The sequence below is a fragment of the Pseudomonas sp. TNT2022 ID642 genome (genome assembly GCF_028656995.1).
Taxonomy (GTDB): Bacteria; Pseudomonadota; Gammaproteobacteria; order Pseudomonadales; family Pseudomonadaceae; genus Aquipseudomonas.
The window spans coordinates 405,780-422,996 of record NZ_JAMDGW010000007.1 but is presented as its reverse complement, the minus strand read 5'-3'; the positions used below and the strand labels follow the sequence as shown (position 1 = coordinate 422,996).

The 17,217-nt window shown below is 60.3% G+C and carries 16 protein-coding genes; 9 read left to right on the top strand and 7 right to left on the bottom strand.

The features are described from left to right. Positions 1-852, bottom strand: a complete 852-nt coding sequence (locus tag M5G26_RS07740) for an STAS domain-containing protein (RefSeq protein WP_095120999.1) — start codon at positions 850-852, stop codon at positions 1-3. Positions 853-1,100: 248 nt separating this feature from the next. Between M5G26_RS07740 and M5G26_RS07735 the strand changes: the two genes are divergently transcribed. Further along, positions 1,101-1,364, top strand: a complete 264-nt coding sequence (locus M5G26_RS07735) for a hypothetical protein (RefSeq protein ID WP_122605203.1) — start codon at positions 1,101-1,103, stop codon at positions 1,362-1,364. 375 nt (positions 1,365-1,739) lie between these two features. Here the strand turns inward: M5G26_RS07735 and M5G26_RS07730 are convergent, their stop codons facing one another. Beyond that, positions 1,740-2,261 carry a DUF4142 domain-containing protein gene (locus M5G26_RS07730; protein WP_150692247.1) on the bottom strand — a complete coding sequence of 174 codons (522 nt, stop codon included), beginning with the start codon at positions 2,259-2,261 and terminating at the stop codon, positions 1,740-1,742. Positions 2,262-2,291: 30 nt separating this feature from the next. After that, a complete protein-coding gene (locus M5G26_RS07725) occupies positions 2,292-2,468 on the bottom strand; it encodes a hypothetical protein (protein WP_273914907.1) in 177 nt (58 codons plus the stop codon). On the opposite strand from M5G26_RS07725, the gene M5G26_RS07720 reads away from it, so the two are divergent. Both M5G26_RS07720 and M5G26_RS07715 read left to right on the top strand, forming a co-directional pair. Beyond that, positions 2,467-2,709, top strand: a complete 243-nt coding sequence (locus M5G26_RS07720; RefSeq protein ID WP_273914906.1) for a YdcH family protein — start codon at positions 2,467-2,469, stop codon at positions 2,707-2,709. The two genes, M5G26_RS07725 and M5G26_RS07720, sit on opposite strands and share 2 nt — an antisense overlap. A gap of 107 nt (positions 2,710-2,816) precedes the next feature. Beyond that, a complete protein-coding gene (locus M5G26_RS07715) occupies positions 2,817-2,981 on the top strand; it encodes a hypothetical protein (RefSeq protein WP_007912545.1) in 165 nt (54 codons plus the stop codon). Positions 2,982-3,114: 133 nt separating this feature from the next. Here M5G26_RS07715 and M5G26_RS07710 read toward each other — a convergent pair whose 3' ends face one another. From M5G26_RS07710 to M5G26_RS07695, 4 genes are all read right to left on the bottom strand, one after another. Beyond that, positions 3,115-4,191 (bottom strand): SMP-30/gluconolactonase/LRE family protein, encoded by a 1,077-nt coding sequence (locus M5G26_RS07710; RefSeq protein WP_273914905.1) that lies wholly within the window; start codon positions 4,189-4,191, stop codon positions 3,115-3,117. Next, positions 4,188-5,333: a sterol desaturase/SRPBCC family protein gene (locus M5G26_RS07705; protein WP_273914904.1), complete on the bottom strand. Its 1,146-nt coding sequence runs from the start codon at positions 5,331-5,333 to the stop codon at positions 4,188-4,190. Before M5G26_RS07705 ends, M5G26_RS07710 begins: the two co-directional genes overlap by 4 nt. 111 nt (positions 5,334-5,444) lie before the next feature. Next, positions 5,445-6,308, bottom strand: a complete 864-nt coding sequence (locus M5G26_RS07700) for a LysR family transcriptional regulator (RefSeq protein ID WP_007912548.1) — start codon at positions 6,306-6,308, stop codon at positions 5,445-5,447. 239 nt (positions 6,309-6,547) lie between these two features. Then, entirely contained in the window at positions 6,548-8,266 is a 1,719-nt protein-coding gene (locus M5G26_RS07695; protein ID WP_273914903.1) for a hydrogenase maturation protein, read from the bottom strand. Between the two features lie 297 nt (positions 8,267-8,563). Between M5G26_RS07695 and M5G26_RS07690 the strand changes: the two genes are divergently transcribed. The 6 genes from M5G26_RS07690 (at position 8,564) to M5G26_RS07665 (ending at position 17,180) form a co-directional block, all read left to right on the top strand. Further along, entirely contained in the window at positions 8,564-9,070 is a 507-nt protein-coding gene (locus tag M5G26_RS07690) for a sigma-70 family RNA polymerase sigma factor (RefSeq protein WP_116029034.1), read from the top strand. Beyond that, positions 9,067-10,032: a FecR domain-containing protein gene (locus M5G26_RS07685; protein ID WP_273914902.1), complete on the top strand. Its 966-nt coding sequence runs from the start codon at positions 9,067-9,069 to the stop codon at positions 10,030-10,032. Before M5G26_RS07690 ends, M5G26_RS07685 begins: the two co-directional genes overlap by 4 nt. A gap of 218 nt (positions 10,033-10,250) precedes the next feature. Next, positions 10,251-13,160, top strand: a complete 2,910-nt coding sequence (locus M5G26_RS07680; protein ID WP_273914901.1) for a TonB-dependent receptor — start codon at positions 10,251-10,253, stop codon at positions 13,158-13,160. Between the two features lie 270 nt (positions 13,161-13,430). Then, positions 13,431-13,907 carry an antitoxin Xre/MbcA/ParS toxin-binding domain-containing protein gene (locus M5G26_RS07675; RefSeq protein WP_007912557.1) on the top strand — a complete coding sequence of 159 codons (477 nt, stop codon included), beginning with the start codon at positions 13,431-13,433 and terminating at the stop codon, positions 13,905-13,907. After that, positions 13,904-14,407, top strand: a complete 504-nt coding sequence (locus tag M5G26_RS07670) for an RES family NAD+ phosphorylase (RefSeq protein ID WP_273914900.1) — start codon at positions 13,904-13,906, stop codon at positions 14,405-14,407. Before M5G26_RS07675 ends, M5G26_RS07670 begins: the two co-directional genes overlap by 4 nt. A gap of 118 nt (positions 14,408-14,525) precedes the next feature. Then, on the top strand, positions 14,526-17,180 hold the full coding sequence (locus tag M5G26_RS07665; protein WP_273914899.1) for a TonB-dependent receptor: 2,655 nt from the start codon (positions 14,526-14,528) through the stop codon (positions 17,178-17,180). The last annotated feature ends 37 nt before the right edge of the window (positions 17,181-17,217 follow it).

The following is a 17,217-nucleotide window of genomic DNA, read 5'->3' as shown; positions in this document are numbered from 1 at the left end:
TCAGACCGCTTTGCCGATGCTGATGCCCAGACGGGTCAGGGCCAGTTTCAAAGCATCCGCCAGGTTGGCCTTGGTCACCACGCCTTGCAGGTCGAGACCGAGGTGGACGATGGTTTGCGCAATTTGCGGACGCACACCACTGATGATGCAGTCGGCGCCCATCAGGCGGATTGCGGTCACGGTTTTCAGCAGGTGTTGCGCGACCAGGGTGTCGACGGTCGGCACGCCGGTGATGTCGATGATGGCGATTTCCGAACCGGTGTCGACGATGCGTTGCAGCAGCGATTCCATCACCACTTGCGTGCGCTGCGAGTCGAGGGTGCCGATCATTGGCAGCGCCAGCACGCCGTCCCACAGCTTGACCACCGGGGTCGACAGCTCCAGCAGTTCTTCCTGCTGACGCTTGATCACCGCTTCGCGGGATTTTTGAAAGGTGCGGATGGTGTGCATGCCGAATGCATCAAGCAGCTCGGACACTTCCCAGAGTTGTTCGGCGAGCAGCGCCGGTTGGTCTTTGTAATGACTTTGCAGCAGGTTAAACAGCGGGCCTTTGAGAGCGAAGATGAAACTCGCGGTCTGCTGCGAATCCTGGCCGAGCAGGGCGCGGCTGTGGGAAAGCTTTTCGAGGAACTGGCGGGTGGCTTCCCAACCCGGTGCGGCGATGTTGGTGCCGTTGTCGTTCTCGATGCCACTGACCACCAGTTGCAGGAATTCTGTGGTCTGTTGCTGCAGATCGTGATCTTTCAGGTTACGCGTGGCGCCGCTGGCTTGCAGGCCGTTAATCCATTCGCCCAGCAGTTGTGCTTGTTTGTTTTTCATCGCATCGAGTGTGCTGTTCTGCAGTGCTGCCATGTGCCTGTTGCTCCGTCGCGAATTGGGGGGCGATCGTGAAAATGATCGCCGCGAAGTGATCGACATTTGCCGTTCGAAATAGTTGTTCGTTCACGCACGTATATTTTTGATCTGGCGCAAGTAACGTCCCGGTAACTCTAGTCGGCGTGGCCGGGCGCGGCGAAGTTTTGAACGTTGGCGTGGGGCAGGCTTCGAATCTTTAACACCCGGCGGATGTGCGCCGGGGGTGTTTGACCAACGAGGTGGCCATGAACGAGCAAACGAAGCAGAGCCAATCTGGCGAACCGATCAATCGCAATGATCCGGCTATCGACCCGCAGGTGCCGGGGCAGCCGGCGCCGACGCAGCAGCAGGGCGATGGCGGGCAGGCGCAGAGTGCTGATCCGGCGGTGGATCAGAAAAACCAGCACACGGACAATGACAATGAGTTCAGCCCGGGTTTCAAACCGCAGCCGGATCGGGCGAAGCCGGGGGAGGAGACGGATGCTGATATTGATACGGATGGCGGTTGATGTTCGGTGGATATGACAAGGCCGCATCTTATGAATGCGGCCTTTTTTTCGCTTGGATGTGGTGGTGTTGCTGACATCGATCCCCCTCACCCCAGCCCTCTCCCCCAAGGGGGCGAGGGGGAAAGGGAGCCGATTGGGGGATGTTCAAATCCTGCGTTCAACCTAAGACTTTCAGGTCGGTGTAACTCGAACATTCAACCCGCCCGAATCCCTCTCGCTTGCTCAAAGGGAAAGGGAGCCGATCGGGGGCTGTTCATAACCTGAGTTCGACGCAAGACTTTCAGGTCGGCGTAACTCGAACATCCACCTCGGTCGGCTCCCTCTCCCTCCGGGCGGTCCGACGTTTCGGGAGGGCTGGGGTGAGGGTAAGGCTTTTTACTTGCTCGGATGCTTGGCCTGCAGCTCTTTAGCGGCGGCCAGATGTTTTTCCAGCCCCGGCAGCATTTTCAGCGCAAACGCTTTCAGTTCCGTCGCACCTTTGACCTTGTCATCGGTCACGGTATTGGCTTGTTTCTTGAACAGCTCGATGGTCTCTTCGTGCGCCTTCACCTGATTGTTGGCGTACGCCGCGTCGAAAGACTCATCACGCACTTCGAGGATTTTTTCCTTGGCCTGTTTGACCAACGTCGTGGTGTCTGGAACTTCGATGTCGTTGGCCTTGGCAATGGTCGCCAGCTCATCGTTGGCCTTGCCATGGTCGGTGATCATCATGTTGGCGAAGGCCTTGATGTCGGCCGATTGACTCTTTTCCAGCGCCAAGCGGCTGGTTTCGATTTCAGCGATCCCGCCGGCCGCGGCGTTATCGACAAAGTCATTGTCGGTGGCGGCAAACGCGCTGCCCATGCCGCTGCTCAAAGCGACAGCCAAAACCAGATGACGCAGGTTGAATCCGTCCATTGGTGTATCTCCACGCAGTTATTGTTGGTGTTAACCAATGGAGGCAATGCGGCGAATAAAGGTTTGATCGCATTTGCGACAGGGCGACGAACGGGCACCGCTGGTCTGACAGGTGGTCGACAGAACCGTGCAACCAAGGCCATTCTGATAACTGGCCGGCGCAATCGGTCGCGTTGGCCAGCCGATCAACTGACGGAGGTGTTCCATGCCGGTGACCCATGACCTGTTACAGGACTTGCAGCTTACAAAGGAAGAGATCCAGCAAAAACGCACCGCGGATCCACATTTGGACGCACTGATCAACAAGTACTCCCAGGCGGACGCCGAGGTAGTCAAGGCCGAGACTGCCACCTCGGATGCTCCCAGCGACGACACGCTGAAAAAACTCAAAGAAAAGCGCTTGCAGGTCAAAGACAAGATCGTCGAGCAGTTACAGACGCGATCCTGAGGCCAGGTTGATCCGCCGACCTACGGTTGCGGATTGACTGGAACGACACCCACGACCGGCACCTCGAATGTACAGAGTCTTCCATCCGACTCATTGCGAGGTGCCTTATGAACGATCCCAAATTCCCCAGTGAAGAGCAGGGCGCATTCGACCCGGTTCCCACGCATCCTGAACCGAACAGCCCGGCGCATACCACGGCCAACCCCGAAGAGCCGGATGAGGATCTTCCCGAAGACGAAGATCCGGACAAGTTCGATAAATCCAGCAACTGACAGATTGCCATCGCTGGCAAGCCAGCTCCCACAGTGAATTGCGTTGACCACAAATGCCGCGGTCAGCAAAGAACCCTGTGGGAGCTGGCTTGCCAGCGATGGCGTCAGTAGGCTCGATACAGATCCAGCAGGTTCACTTCAGCGCAGCATCCAATGGCATCCGCGCCATATGCGTCGCCTTCAACGAGCCAAAATATAACCACGGCCCATACTCACGCACGGTGGTAATCGGCGAATAATTGCCACTGCTCGCGTCCTGCAGATTGGCAATCACCTTGCCGTCCAGATCCAGCCCCAGGACAAACCCGCGCTTCTCCACCGGCTTAGGCAAAACCTTCAGCGCCCGCACGATCATCTTGCGCACGAAGGGATGCTCTGCGGTGGCGTCCAACAGCTTGTTGCGCGGCGCATACAACGCCACCCAGAACCGGTTACTGCCATTGAACGCGAGGTTGTCCGGCAGCCCCGGCAGGTTGTCGATAAACAGGTCATGAGTGCCGGCTTTCGGCCCGCTCAGCCAGTAACGGCTGATGCGATAAGCCCCCGTTTCGTTGACCAGCACATAGGCATCGTCCGGGCCGAGGGTCACGCCGTTGGCGAACTCCAGTCGGTCCAGCAGCACGCTGGTTTTACCGCTCTGAAAGTCATAGCGCAGCAGACGTCCGTCGCCGCCGTGCTCGATGATCGCCTCGCCGTCGTGGCCGTAGCCCCAGCGGCTGGAGGCATCGCTGAAATAGGCGTAATGCCCTGACTTGTCGATGGCTACGTCATCGATGAAACCGAAGGCCAGACCATTGGCCTCGGTGGTCAATGGAATCAACTGCCCCTGCGCATCAAGGGACAGCAAGCCCTTGACCCCGTCGGCAATCACCAGCAAGCCGTTCGGATGCCGGGCCAATCCCAGCGGGCGGCCACCGGTGTCGGCGAGTACCTTGCGTTGCTGGCCGTCGAGGCTGGTACGGATCAGTCGGCCGTCGTGCAGACCAGTGATCAAAAAGTCACTCTCCAGCAGCAAGGCTTCCGGCCCTTCGATGTCGCTCGGCCCGACCTGCGCTATGCCTTTGAGTTTCTGGTTCTCGGCATACATGCCTTCTGTCAGCGAAGGCGCCGGCGGCGGTGTCCAGGCCACGGGTTCGACTTTGGTGGGCATCAACAACAAGAACGCGATGACGATGAGGATCAGCAGCAACAACAGATGCCGTAGCTTCACGCGCTGGCCCTCGCCGAGGCCAGGTAGCGGGCAGCCATGTCACGCAGTGCCAGCATCGACGCGGCGGATTCGCGCTCGATGCGGCGTTTGAGCAGCAGGTGATTGGCGATGCGCATGGCCAAACCGTCGAAGCGATAATCCAGCGTGCGGACAAACCGCGTGCCGCTGCCCTCGGCGGTACATTCATACGTCAACAGCAGCGATAATCCATGATCACCTTGCGCCCGCGCGCACCAGCGTCGGCCGGGCAAGTACTCGGTGACTTCCCAGCTTAAATGGCCTTCACGTCCACCCGCATGAATGTCCTCTTCAAAGCGCGAGCCGGCATGCAGTGGGCCGTGAGCGCCGTCGATCTTCAGCGACGAGGGGTGCCACTCCGGCCAGCGCCCGACGCTGGCGGCGTAGGCAAGTACGGCAACGGGATCGCCAGCGATATCGATGGTGTGCTGCATGCGGGTCATGGGCATTCTCGCGTAGCTCAAAGGGGCGGTTTCCGGCTCCCAGTACAGGGTGCCGAACAGGTAGTCCATCAGCGGCAGAACGATGTTGAAGTTGCGCTCCTGCATGCGCTCGCGGCGGTGATGCAATTCGTGCAGACGGCGCATCTGGCGGATCCACGGCAGGCGGGTCAGCGGGTTGTGCGGCGGCAGGTGTTCGCAGGCGTGGAATATTTCGTAAGTCAGATAACCCAGCACCATGCAGCCGCCGAACAGTCCGGCGACGTTGGCGTTGGCTTGTGCGATCAGCCACCACAGCGGCAGGGTGATCACCAGCGTGTGCAGTACGATCAGCCAGGCGGGAAACAGAATCACCCGCCAGTCGCGGGCATTGTCGTAGGTCATGTGGCCGGGAGTGAAGAAGCTGTGATGATCGCCGGCATGCCGGGCGTAGAACATTTTCGCGAAGGCTTTTTTGTGGTGGCCGAGATGGCGATGGACCATGTACACGCCGAAATTGAACAACAGCAGGGTCAGCGGCACTGTCAGCCATTCCAGCAAGCTGACCTGCTGCACGCTGCTCCAGAACCCACCGATGGCCAGCACCCCGAACAACAGCACGAAGACGCCGTGCAGCCACGGGTTGTACAGCGGATGAATGGCCGCGCGGTAACGGCTGCGGAATGTCTCGGTGGTCTGCCTCACTGCGTCACCTGCGGGTATTGTTGTTATACCCGGCAGATTAGCCGATCCGGCCGTTTGTGCAGGCCGGACCTCGGTGTCACATGCGCCATGATCCGGTGCAAAGCTGCCGGTTCAGCTCAACGGGTTCCAGCGTTGCGACCAGTCGTCATCGGTGCGGATCACTTCGCGCAACAGGTGGAAGGCTTGCTGCAGGGTCGCCGAATCGCGATCGCGTGAGTAGACGAGGTAAGTCGGATAGCCGAATTCCGGGGCTTTGGTCACCGCTTCCAGGGCACCGCTTTCCAGATACGTGCGGACCACGCGGGTGCGGAAGTAGCCGCTGCCGCCATGTTCGAGAATGTATTGCAGGGCCAACGGGCCGAGGTTGAAACTCAGCGCGGCTTTGGCTTTTTCCGGCAGGGCGGCGTCATGCTGGCGGCGGAAGTCCGGACCCCAGTCGATGTAGACGTAGGGATCGGGACGATCGGGCGCACGCACCAGAATCAGTTTTTCTTCCAGCACTTGCTCGACCTGCAAGCCCGGCCAGTATTCCGGCTGATAGACCAGCGCGGCGTCGAGCACGCCGAGTTCGAGCTGGCGCAGCAGATTTTCGCCGTCGCGGATTTCCATGCGCAGGGCATGTCCCGGAATTTTCTCACGCAGCTCCGCCGCCCAACTGAGCATCAACGGGTTGCACAGGCTGACTTCGCCACCGATGTGCAGCACGTTGTGGTAGCCCTCGGGCAGCGGCAGGTCGCGGCGTGCGGCTTCCCAGGTCTGCACCAGTTGATTGGCGTAGACCACAAAGGCCTCGCCATTGGGCGTCAGTTTCGCCCCGGCGCGGTTGCGCACGAACAGCGTACTGCCTAGCTGGCTTTCGAGTTTCTGCACCCGGGCGGTGATTGCCGTTTGTGTGACGAACAGCTTTTGCGCGGCTGCGGCGAGACTGCCGTGACGGACGATTTCCAGAAAGGTGCGAGCGAGATCGATGTCCATGGGCGGGCCGGTGATTGAGGTGGCGGGCATTGTAAAGGCAAAAGCCCCTCACCCTAACCCTCTCCCAGAGGGAGAGGGGACTGATTGGGGGATATTGAAGCAATGCACTGACTTGAACGATCAGCGTTGAATCCATAATCGACCCGATTTTTCAGGTCGATGCAGGGCGCGAGACACCTCGGTCGGTTCCCTCTCCCTTGGGAGAGGGCTAGGGTGAGGGGAAAGCAGTCACCGCAAAATCAACTGGCCAACTCGGTCAAACGCACCCGCGCCCATTCTTCAATCAACCGCGCCGGCGTGCCACACACCTTGCGCTTGTAGACAAAATTTCGGCACTTCTCGGCGAACTGATTACGGTTGTACAGCATGTCCTCCTGCATTTCCTGCAACTCGGTTTCGCGGCACTGGCGGATCAACACCTGATCAACCCGCGCCTTGCGTTCACGCACCGCCGCATAGGTCGGATCGCTCACCACGCTGTTAGCCCGTTGCAGCAACCACAACGAAAACTCGTCCGGGCAGCGCGGGCCGATTTCCTGAACCATGCCCAGTTGCCACGCCTGAACCGCGCTCACCGGCAGACACGCCTGGGTCAATTGCTCGGCCATTGCCGGGCCGACGGCGCGGGGCAGGCTGTAGGTCCAGTATTCGGAGCCATACAAACCCATGCTTTTGTAATGCGGATTGAGCACGACATCGGCGCGGGCAAACACGATGTCGGCCGCCAGTGCGAGCATCACGCCACCGGCGCCCGCGTTGCCAGTAACGCCGCTGACCACCAGTTGCCGGGCCGTCAGCAGTTCTGCGCAGACGTCATCGATTGCCTGAATATTCGCCCAGGCTTCGGCACCGGGATCCTGCGCAGCTTGAATCACGTTCAGATGCACGCCGTTGGAAAAGCTGCCGCGCCCGCCCTTGATCAGCAACACCTGGGTATCACGGGACTTGGCCCAGCGCAGCGCGGCGACCAGGCGTTGGCATTGCTCGGTGCTCATGGCGCCGTTGTAGAACTCGAAGGTCAGCTCGCCGACGATGCCGGACTCTCGATAACGAATCGGTTGATAGGCTTCGTCGCTGAACGGCTGTGTAGCGATCGACCAGTCCAGCACCGGCACCTCGGCCAATTGCTCGGCCAACAGGTGCCGTGCCGGTTGCTTGAAGGTTTCTTCGCCGGGTTGCGGTTTGCGCCGCAGTGCGCCGATCCACAGGCTTTGATCGCCGGCCGCAACCAACACCGCATCGTCATGCACCGCAAGAATCTCGCCGGGCATGCCGCTGCGCGAATCGAGGTGTGCGTCGTATACGTAATACTGACCGCCGGCCAGACTCGCCAGCACGCCGGGCTGGCCGTCGGCGGCATCGATGCAGCGTTTGATGAAGCGCGCGCAGTCGTGCCAGCTGAAACTGCGGTCGACCTGTTTCATGTTCGGCTGCAAGCGCCCGCGTACTTTTGTATCGGCATAGTCGAGGGCAACCGGTTCAAACCCTTCGACGAACTTCTCCACCACTTCGCGTATGCAACGAATCGCCGCATCACTGACCCGGCCGTTGTACAGCTCGGATTTGCGCAGGCCCGCCGGCAGGTTGAACTCGCAGGTGGCCCACACCGGGCCGGCGTCCATTTCTTCGACCGCTTGCAACGCGGTGACGCCCCAGCTCGGCAACTCGTTGCTAATCGCCCAATCGAGGGCACTGGCGCCGCGATCGCCGACGATGCCCGGATGAATGATCACCACCGGGCGTTCGGCATTGCTCCACAGCGCCTCTGGCACGCGGTCTTTGAGGAACGGGCAGATCACCAGATCCGCGCCGCTGTTCTCGATTTGTTCGCACACGGTTTGTTCATCGGTGAACAGCACCACACTCGGCGAGTGCCCGGCCTCGCGCAGTTCCAGCCAGGCGCGTTGGGTCAGGCCGTTGAACGCTGACGACAGCAGAATGATGTTGAGTGGTCGCATGCTTGCTCTTCCTTGAGTGGGTTAAGCCGTGGGCTCTCGGTGAGCCGTCCCTGGCTTTCGATGGAGCCGCGAGATTAATCAGTGGCCGGCCACGCGCCAGTGATCGAGGTCAACGTTGTGTCAGCCAATGTTTCTGCGGCGACCAAGCGGCTTATGCTCAATGGTTTGCTTGTGCTGATTTTTTATTACTTCAAATGTCTTCGAGGCTATTGCACAGTCGCGCCTGATCAGAGCCGGACGATCCCGGCAGAACGATGGTTTTTCGCAGCGGGTGGGACCCGTTTCAGGGAGCAAGGCATGGCTGGGTACAACCCGCATTACCAGATCATCGGGCAGATGTTCCAAAAGGACTATCGCTGGCTGTGCGCTGCCGTTGGCCGCACGCTCGGGTGCCCGCACAGTGCGCAGGACATCGCTTCGGAAACCTTTCTACGGGTGCTGGCACTGCCGGACCCCACGGCTATTCGCGAGCCACGGGCACTGTTGACCACCATCGCCCGGCGGCTGGTGTACGAAGGCTGGCGGCGCCAGGACCTTGAACGCGCTTATCTGGAAAGTCTGGCGCTGGCGCCGGAGCCGGTGCATCCGTCGCCGGAAGAGCGGGCGCTGGTGATCGAAGCGCTGCTGGCAGTGGATCGCCTGCTTAACGGGCTGTCGGCCAAAGCCAAAGCGGCATTTCTCTACCATCAGCTCGACGGTTTGACCTACAGCGAGATCGGCGAGCGCCTCGGCGTGTCGACCAGTCGCGTGCAGCAATACATGGTCGAAGCGTTCAAGCGTTGCTATCAGGCGATGCAGGCATGAGGCCGGACGAGGCGGTGATTGACGAGGCGGCACAATGGCTGGCGTTGTTGCAATCGGGCGAGGCGGGCATGGCTGAGCGCGCCGCGTTCGAGGCCTGGCGGGGCGCCGATCCACGCCATCAGCAAGTCATCGAGCAAATGGGCGGCGGCCTCAATCTGCTGCGTAATCCAACCTTGCGCAGCGTGCCGCGTAGCAGTTTGTTGCACAGCCTCAATGCACCGTCGAGTCGTCGACGCTTTATCAGCGGCAGTTTGAGTGTGCTGGGTATTGCGCTGTTGGCCGGGTTGCTCGGCCGCCGCTACGGCTGGTTGCCGGAGGCGGGAGAGTTGTCGACCGGGACTGGCGAGCGGCGTGATTTCACCTTGGCGGACGGTAGTGCGCTGACCCTCAATGCGCGCAGTCGTGTGGTGCCGTTATTCGATGAGCGGCAACGTTTGCTCGCGTTGCGTAGTGGTGAGTTGCTGGTCGATGTGGCGAAAGAGCCGGCGCGGCCCTTTGTGGTCGAGACCGAGCACGGTTGTATGCGTGCGCTGGGGACGAAGTTTCTCGTTCAGTACAGCGAGGAGGCGACGCGATTGGTGCTGCTTCATTCACAGGTTGAAGTGGTCACCGCCGGTGGCGCGCGGCAAGTGGTGCAGGCCGGCGAGAGTCTGCTGTTCAACGGCGCCGGGTTACTTTCGCTGGAGCGCAGCAGCGGCCAGGAAAGTGCCTGGGTGCAAGGTCGCCTGGAAGTCCGCGACCGGCCTCTGCGCGAGGTCATCGACAGCCTGCGCCGTTACCGTCGTGGCATCTTGCATCTGAGTCCTGAAGTTGGCGACCTGCGCCTCAGTGGCCTCTATCCCCTCGACGACAGTGATCGCACCCTGCAACTGCTGGAGCGCTCGCTGCCGATCCGCGTCACCTGGCACAACCCGTACTGGGTCAGCATTGACTCCCGCTCAACGGCTAACTCCTCTCTGTAGGAGCTGCCGCAGGCTGCGATCTTTTGATCTTGCCTTTGATTGAGAAACGCCAAAGTCAAAAGATCGCAGCCTGCGGCAGCTCCTACAGGGCCTGGCATTGAATTGGGTGGCAGGGTTTCGGTTATAGGGATATGACTTCTTGGCCTAATCGCCGCCCTATAAAAAGTGCCGGCCCGCTGCTCATTCCCTGCAGATGCCTTCAACAGGGAAACCCTTCGATGTTCTCACTCAAACAACAATTACCTCGATTGACCCTCGCCGCTGCGTTGGCGCTGGGCGTCAGTCCATTGGCGGCGGTGGCCCAGGAATCGGTAGCGGCGGTGTTCACCTTCGACATCGCCAGCGGACCGCTCGATGAAGTGCTGCTGGGCATCTCGCGGCAGAGCGGTGTGCCGATTTCCTTCAGTCAGGAATTGGTACAAGGCAAGCGCAGCGCGGCGGTGCGCGGTGCGTTGGGCGGCCGCCAGGCGGTGGAAAAAGCTTTGCTCGGCAGTGGTCTGCAAGTCGAGCAAAGCACTCAGGGTTTAACGGTTCGCGCAGCCGATGCGCCGGCGAAAGTCACTGCCGTGGCACCGGTCACCAGCGCCGATTACCGCATGGAAAAAGTCACCGTGACTGGTTCGCGCATTGCTCGCGCGCAGAGCGATGGCGCCACGCCGGTCAACGTTATCACCCACGAAGAAATGGAAGCGCGCGGCTACAAAAACGTCTACGACGCTCTGGCGACGCAAACGCAAAACACCGGCATGACCCAAGGCGAAGATTACGGCAACACCTGGCAACCGGCGGCCAGCGCGCTCAACCTGCGCGGCCTCGGCCCGAACCATACGCTGGTGCTGATCAATGGCCGGCGGGTGGCCGACTATCCGACGCCGTACGACGGCAAGGTCAACTTCACCAACCTGGCGAACATTCCGTCAGCGGTTATCGAACGCATCGAAATCCTCAGCAGCGGCGCCTCGGCGATTTACGGCTCGGACGCGATTGCCGGGGTGGTCAACATCATCCTCAAGGACAAGATCAACGGCGTCGACGTCAATCTCAAGGGCGGCACCAGCGAGCGCGGCGGCGGTGACAACCAGCGTTTGCAGATCAGCGGCGGCGGCAGTTGGGGGGATTTTGACGGCTTGTTCGGTCTGGAACTGACTAACCGCGATCCGATCTGGGCCGATGACCGTGGCTTTATGCAAAACGGCCCGTTGGCGGACGTCGGTTACCGCCGCGATCTGAGCAACAGTCGTTATCTGGGACCGGGTTGCGGTGCTTATCAGGGCACCTTCGACAACAAACTGGTCAACAGTGGCGGGCGCTGCCGCACCGATCAGATGTACAACGATTACTGGACCGTGCAGACCCAGAAGGAAAACTACGACGGCTACACCCGTGGCACCTGGCATTTCAGCGACAGCGGTCAGGTCTTCGCCGACCTGATGTACGGCCTCGACCATATCCAGAACAACACACGCGGGCCGACCTTCACCTCGCCGGACTTCATCAACCAGAACAGCGGCAATCTGGAACGCTGGTATCGACGCTTCGGTGAAGAGGAAATCGGTGGCCGCACCAGCAACAACAGCAAGTGGCGCGACACCTCGTGGACCGGCACCCTCGGTCTCTCGGACAAGATTGCCGACACTGGCTGGAGCTACGATCTGGCGGCCAACCGCTCGGAATATCGCAGCGTCAGGACCACGCGCTACACGCCACTGTCATCGATTCAGGATTTCTACCTCGGCCCGCAACTCGGTGTCAGCGGCGGTTATCCGGTGTTCGCCCCGGACGCCTCTAGGCTGGACCGGCCGCTGACGCCGCAGGAATGGCAGCAGTTTCGCGGCAACCTGACCCAGAGCAGCAAGTCGGTGTCGACCAGTTACAACGCTTCGGTCAACGGTGATCTGTTCGATTTGCCGGCCGGCCCGGTGGGTTTCGCCGGTGTGCTGGAGGCGGGCAAGCAGGAGTATCGCGTTGACCCGGACGATGGCCTCAACGACGGCACGTTTTACGGCGTAAGCCCACAGCAAAGCTCCGGTGGCTCGCGCAAGCGTTATGCCGCGGGCGGCGAGTTCAGCATTCCAGTCACCGACACGCTGCTGGCGACCGCCGCCGGGCGCTGGGATCAATACAAATTCAGCGGCCGCACCGAGCAGCAGAAAACCTACAACCTGGGGCTGGAATGGCGCCCGGTGACCAGCCTGTTGCTGCGCGGCAGTTACGGCACCAGTTTCCGTGCGCCGGACCTGAACTACATCTATCAGTCCGACAGCAACGGCTACTACCCGGCGCAAATCGATTACTACGGTTGCAGTCAGGGCGTGGAAGGCGCGTGTGAACGTGGGCGAGTCGATTACACCCAGAGCGGCACGGCGAACCTGGAGTCGGAACGCGGTAAATCGTGGACGTACGGGTTTGTCTGGTCGCCGTCGCGCAACTTCGATTTCTCCACCGATTTCTGGCGCGTCGAGATCGATGATCTGCTGACCACCGTCGATGAAAACCGCTTGCTGCAACAAGAGAATGAATGCCGCAACGGCACGCAGGACATCAACTCGGCCAACTGCCAATCGACCCTGGCGCGCATCGATCGCAACGCAGGCAATGCGGCGGTCGATCCGAACCAGTTGAATCGTGTGCGGGTGAATGCGATCAACGCCGCCAGCGAGCGGGTCAGTGGTCTGGATTTCAAGAGCAATATCCGCTGGGGTGCCGGGCAGTATGGAGCGTTCAGTTCGGCGCTGGGTTACACCCTGGTGCTTTCGCATTACTACAAGGAATCTGAGGAAGCGCCGACGCAAGACTGGCGTACTTCACGCACCAACTACGACTGGCGCAGCAAGGTCAACGCCAGCCTGACCTGGGATTACCAGAAAGCCACGGCGACGCTGATGGGCATTCGCTACGGCTCGGTCACCAATGGCGCGGGAGACGGGCGTCTGTCGCCGTGGACGGTGTTCAACGCCAGTGCGCGTTACAAGCTCAATGACCGGGCGAGTGTCGGGCTGACCGTGAACAACGTGCTGAATCAGGTTAAACACGATGACTCGGCAGGGTGGCCGTATTACCCGACCGGCAACTATGACCCGTACGGGCGGCAATGGTGGCTCGATGTGAGTTATCACTTCGGCGGCTGATGGCACGAATTTCGCGTTGACGTCCTACGGAAAATGGCGGGTTTTGCGGCAAGCAGGGGATATTTCCGACGACTTTTTCAGGTTGGTCGTCGGAAGCGCGATCTATAGCATCGGACCTGACATTGAAGTCGCTGAGCGGCTTGAACGCTCAGGCTCCCAGATAAAGGATCGATTATGCGTACCCCACACATTGAGCATGAAACGCCTGCTTATTCTCATCGGTATTTTTGGCGCGATGATCGCGCCAGGTGCCCTATGGAGGATGTCGCGATGCCCACAGTACAAACACCCCGGCTCACGGGGCTGAAAAAGGCCGACGGAAAACCTGTCGAGTTGCTCGTGAACGGCCAGAACATAGACGACGATGCCTTGCTGATCGTCCACCTGACTGACCAGGGCTTTGAATTGAGCGACGTCGTCAACATGCTTTCAACCTCCGAGCTATATCTGCAAGGCGACATGGTCAAGCGTATCACCGGCAAATCTGTCAGAACCGTGCGCCGTCTCCTGAAGGAGGGCAATCCGGTACGGCTTGACCCGCAGCAGAGTGTCGTCGCCTACCAATACGCATTGGTGCTGGAAATGGCCATTCGGGCATTCGGGGGACAGCCACGGGCGGAGGAGTGGATGCAGAAGCCCACCCCTTACCTGAACGGCCACGTGCCGTTGGAGTTGACCCGACACCCACTGGGTTTCCAGAGGGTGGAGCAACATTTGGGTCGGCTCATTTACGGGGTTACTCCATGAATCCCTTGCCCTGGGATGAACGTTGGTATGCGTGGCGACTGGATCCTGAGGTATACCGATGTACGTGGGACAGCGGGATTGGTTCAGAGGTGAACGGAGGCCGGTGGAATGCACCCGGCCGGCGTGTCGTTTACGCCTCAGTCGATCCGTCCTCTGCCATCCTGGAGGTGGCAGCTAATCGCAGTTTTGATGTGCTGGACAAGGAGCCTTATGTACTGACCTGCTTTGAAGTTATCAGCGACGCAAGGGTCAGAATCGTACAGCCGGAAGAGGTGCCGAATCCTTACTGGCTGAGTCCAGCACCGCCTTCACCCAATCAACAGCGGTTTGCCGACGCTTTGCTGGCTGAGCATCCATTTGTACTGATCCCATCAGCGGCAACCCGGCATTCGTGGAATTTGCTGGTGAGTTGCGATCTGGCAGAGGGGCAGTTCAAGATGATCTCTCAGGAGCGTTTCGGGCTGGATACCCGCTTGTTGAAGGAAGTGGCATCGGCTTGATACGGAGGCATGGCATTCTTTGCATAACCTCAGCACCCAACAGTCTAAGTCGCCCTCTATAAATCCTGATTCGTCATCGCACATCCCTGCATAAACCAAAACGCAGGGATGGCTGTTCATGATTCAGTTTTCACCCGTCAAATCACCTTTGAGCCTGGCCTTGCTGCTGGCAATCAACACGCTGCCGGCCATCGCCGCCGACAGCACGGCAACCGAACCGACCACTCAACTGCAGCGTGTCGAAGTCACGGGGACGGCAATCCGCCGGGTCGATGCAGAAACGGCGGTACCGGTCACTATCCTGCGCGTAGAAGAGTTGCGCGAGCAGGGCGTCACCACCACCGAGGAACTGGTCAGCCGCATTTCCGCCAACCAGTCCTCGGTTGGTTCCGGGCGTTCGGTGGGGTCGAGCAGTGGCGGGGCGTCCTATGCCGATCTGCGCGGCATCGGCCCGAACAAGACCTTGGTGCTGCTCAACGGCCGGCGTCTGAGTAACAACGCCACCAACGCGATCAATGGCTCCGGTGTCGATCTCAACACCATTCCATTCGCCGCCATTGACCGCGTGGAAGTGCTGCGTGATGGCGCCTCGGCGTTGTACGGCACCGATGCGATTGGCGGGGTGATCAACTTCATCACCAAGACCAGCCTGACTGAAGGGCAAATCAGCACCAACTACGACACGCCGACGCATTCGGGTGGCGGTGAAAGCCGCAACTTCAGCGGCAGTTGGGGTTTCGGTGATTTGCAGGATGATCGCTTCAACGTGTTTGGTGTGGTCAGTTACGACAAGCAGCAACGCCTGGCCGCTGAGGATCGCGGCTACACCTACAACTATCAGCCCAACCGCGGACTTGATTACACCTCCGGCACCGCATCGCCGGCCAACTGGAGCCAGGGCAGTAACGCCACCAACCCTTTGGCCGGTTCTGGCTGCAACGCACCGGGTTTGCTGGCGCGCAACGGCATCTGCCGGCAGAGCCTGTGGAATTACCTCGATCTGGTGCCGGAAACGGAGAAGACCTCGGCCTTCGCCAAAGCCACCGGCAAACTGTCCGACGATCACAACGTCAGCCTCGAATACTTCTGGGCGCAAAACGAAAACCGCACGCAAATCGGCCCCGGCACGTTGATGGGTAATCAGGTCAACCCCGGCACGGCGTTCTATCCGGGCAACGGCATCACCCCAGGGCCGAACGATTTTGCCCTCGACCCGACACAACCGGTTGACGTCAACTGGCGCGAAACCGCCGTCGGCGCGCGTCAGCACGAAGACGACAACACCAGTCAGCGCTTGCTGCTGAGTTTCGACGGCACGCTGGTCGGTTGGGATTACAACCTTGGCGCCTCGTACAACCAGAACAAAGTGGTGAACAGCATTCAGGACGGCTACGTCAATGACCGTGCCGTTAGCGCCGGTATTGCCAACGGCGTAATCAACCCGTTCGGCCCGCAGACGGCTGCCGGTTCGGCGCTGTTGGCGGCCAACGCGGTGGACGGCGATTACGCCACGGCGGTCGGGCGGGTGAAGGCCATCGACGGGCGCATCAGCCGTGAAATCGGCGACTGGTTCGGTGCCGGCCCTTCGGCATTGGCGCTCGGCGGCGAGTACCGCAAGGAAGACTTCCATCAGGATTTCGCGCAGTTTGCCGGCGACGTGCAAAGCCTTGGTGTCGATCCGAACGGCAGCGTTGCCGGGGATCGCAGCGTCTCGGCCGAGTACGCCGAGGTCAACGTACCTGTGCTCGACAGCCTGGAACTGTCCGCCGCCGTGCGTCACGACAAGTACAGCGACTTCGGCAGCACCACCAATCCTAAGTACTCGTTCCGCTTCCAGCCATTCAAGGAACTGGTGGTGCGCGGTGCCTACAGCGAAGGGTTCCGAGCGCCGTCGTTGTATGAGCTGTACAACCCGACCTTCACCAGTTTCACCAACGCCAACTACAACGATCCACGCTTGTGCGCTGGCGGCAATCCGAGCAATGGCGGCATCGCCAACCGCGACTGCGCGCAGCAGTTCAATCGCACCAGCGGCGGCAATACCGACCTCAGCCCGGAAACCGCGCGCAACGTCACCCTCGGGTTTGTCTATCAGCCGTTCGAACGTCTGACGGCGGGTCTGGATTTCTGGTGGATCGACATCGCCAACCAGATCGCCGAGTTCCCCGAGTCGGCGGTGTTCGAGAACCCTGAACTGTACCCGGATCGTCTGGTCCGCAAGCCGGATGGCTCCATCGACCACATCGTCACCGGCCTGGCCAACCTCGGCAAGATCAAGACCAATGGCGTCGATGTCAGCTTCGATTACCGACTGCCGAGCACGCCGTACGGCAATTTTGGCATCGGCCTGCAAGGCACTTACGTCACCCGCTATGACTACCAGCAACAACTCAAGGGCGACTACATCGACAAACTGGGTGATTTCCGTGGCGGCGACTTCGCTTCGGCGGGCGCCGTGGCGCGCTGGCGGCACAGCCTGACCGGCAGCTGGAACTACGGCCCGTTCGGCGCCGCGCTGACCAACCGCTACACCAGCGGTTACCACGACTCCGATCGCGACACTCACGATTACGTCGGCTCGTACAACGTCTGGGATCTGGCCGGCACCTACACCTGGCGCAAGACCCTGAGCGTGACCCTCGGCGCGAAAAACCTGTTCGACCGCGAGCCACCGTTCAGCAATCAGACCTACACGTTCCAGAGCGGCTACGACCCGAAATATGGCGATCCGTTTGGACGGACGCTGTACACGCGGGTCAGTTACAAGTTCTGAAACGAGCCGTGTAGGAGCTGCCGAAGGCTGCGATCTT

Coding starts and splice junctions, on each gene's coding strand:
- M5G26_RS07740 (WP_095120999.1), bottom strand. CDS start 852: ATGGCAGCACTGCAGAACAGCACACTCGATGCGATGAAAAACAAACAA.
- M5G26_RS07735 (WP_122605203.1), top strand. CDS start 1,101: ATGAACGAGCAAACGAAGCAGAGCCAATCTGGCGAACCGATCAATCGC.
- M5G26_RS07730 (WP_150692247.1), bottom strand. CDS start 2,261: ATGGACGGATTCAACCTGCGTCATCTGGTTTTGGCTGTCGCTTTGAGC.
- M5G26_RS07720 (WP_273914906.1), top strand. CDS start 2,467: ATGCCGGTGACCCATGACCTGTTACAGGACTTGCAGCTTACAAAGGAA.
- M5G26_RS07725 (WP_273914907.1), bottom strand. CDS start 2,468: ATGGAACACCTCCGTCAGTTGATCGGCTGGCCAACGCGACCGATTGCG.
- M5G26_RS07715 (WP_007912545.1), top strand. CDS start 2,817: ATGAACGATCCCAAATTCCCCAGTGAAGAGCAGGGCGCATTCGACCCG.
- M5G26_RS07700 (WP_007912548.1), bottom strand. CDS start 6,308: ATGGACATCGATCTCGCTCGCACCTTTCTGGAAATCGTCCGTCACGGC.
- M5G26_RS07695 (WP_273914903.1), bottom strand. CDS start 8,266: ATGCGACCACTCAACATCATTCTGCTGTCGTCAGCGTTCAACGGCCTG.
- M5G26_RS07690 (WP_116029034.1), top strand. CDS start 8,564: ATGGCTGGGTACAACCCGCATTACCAGATCATCGGGCAGATGTTCCAA.
- M5G26_RS07685 (WP_273914902.1), top strand. CDS start 9,067: ATGAGGCCGGACGAGGCGGTGATTGACGAGGCGGCACAATGGCTGGCG.
- M5G26_RS07680 (WP_273914901.1), top strand. CDS start 10,251: ATGTTCTCACTCAAACAACAATTACCTCGATTGACCCTCGCCGCTGCG.
- M5G26_RS07675 (WP_007912557.1), top strand. CDS start 13,431: ATGCCCACAGTACAAACACCCCGGCTCACGGGGCTGAAAAAGGCCGAC.
- M5G26_RS07670 (WP_273914900.1), top strand. CDS start 13,904: ATGAATCCCTTGCCCTGGGATGAACGTTGGTATGCGTGGCGACTGGAT.
- M5G26_RS07665 (WP_273914899.1), top strand. CDS start 14,526: ATGATTCAGTTTTCACCCGTCAAATCACCTTTGAGCCTGGCCTTGCTG.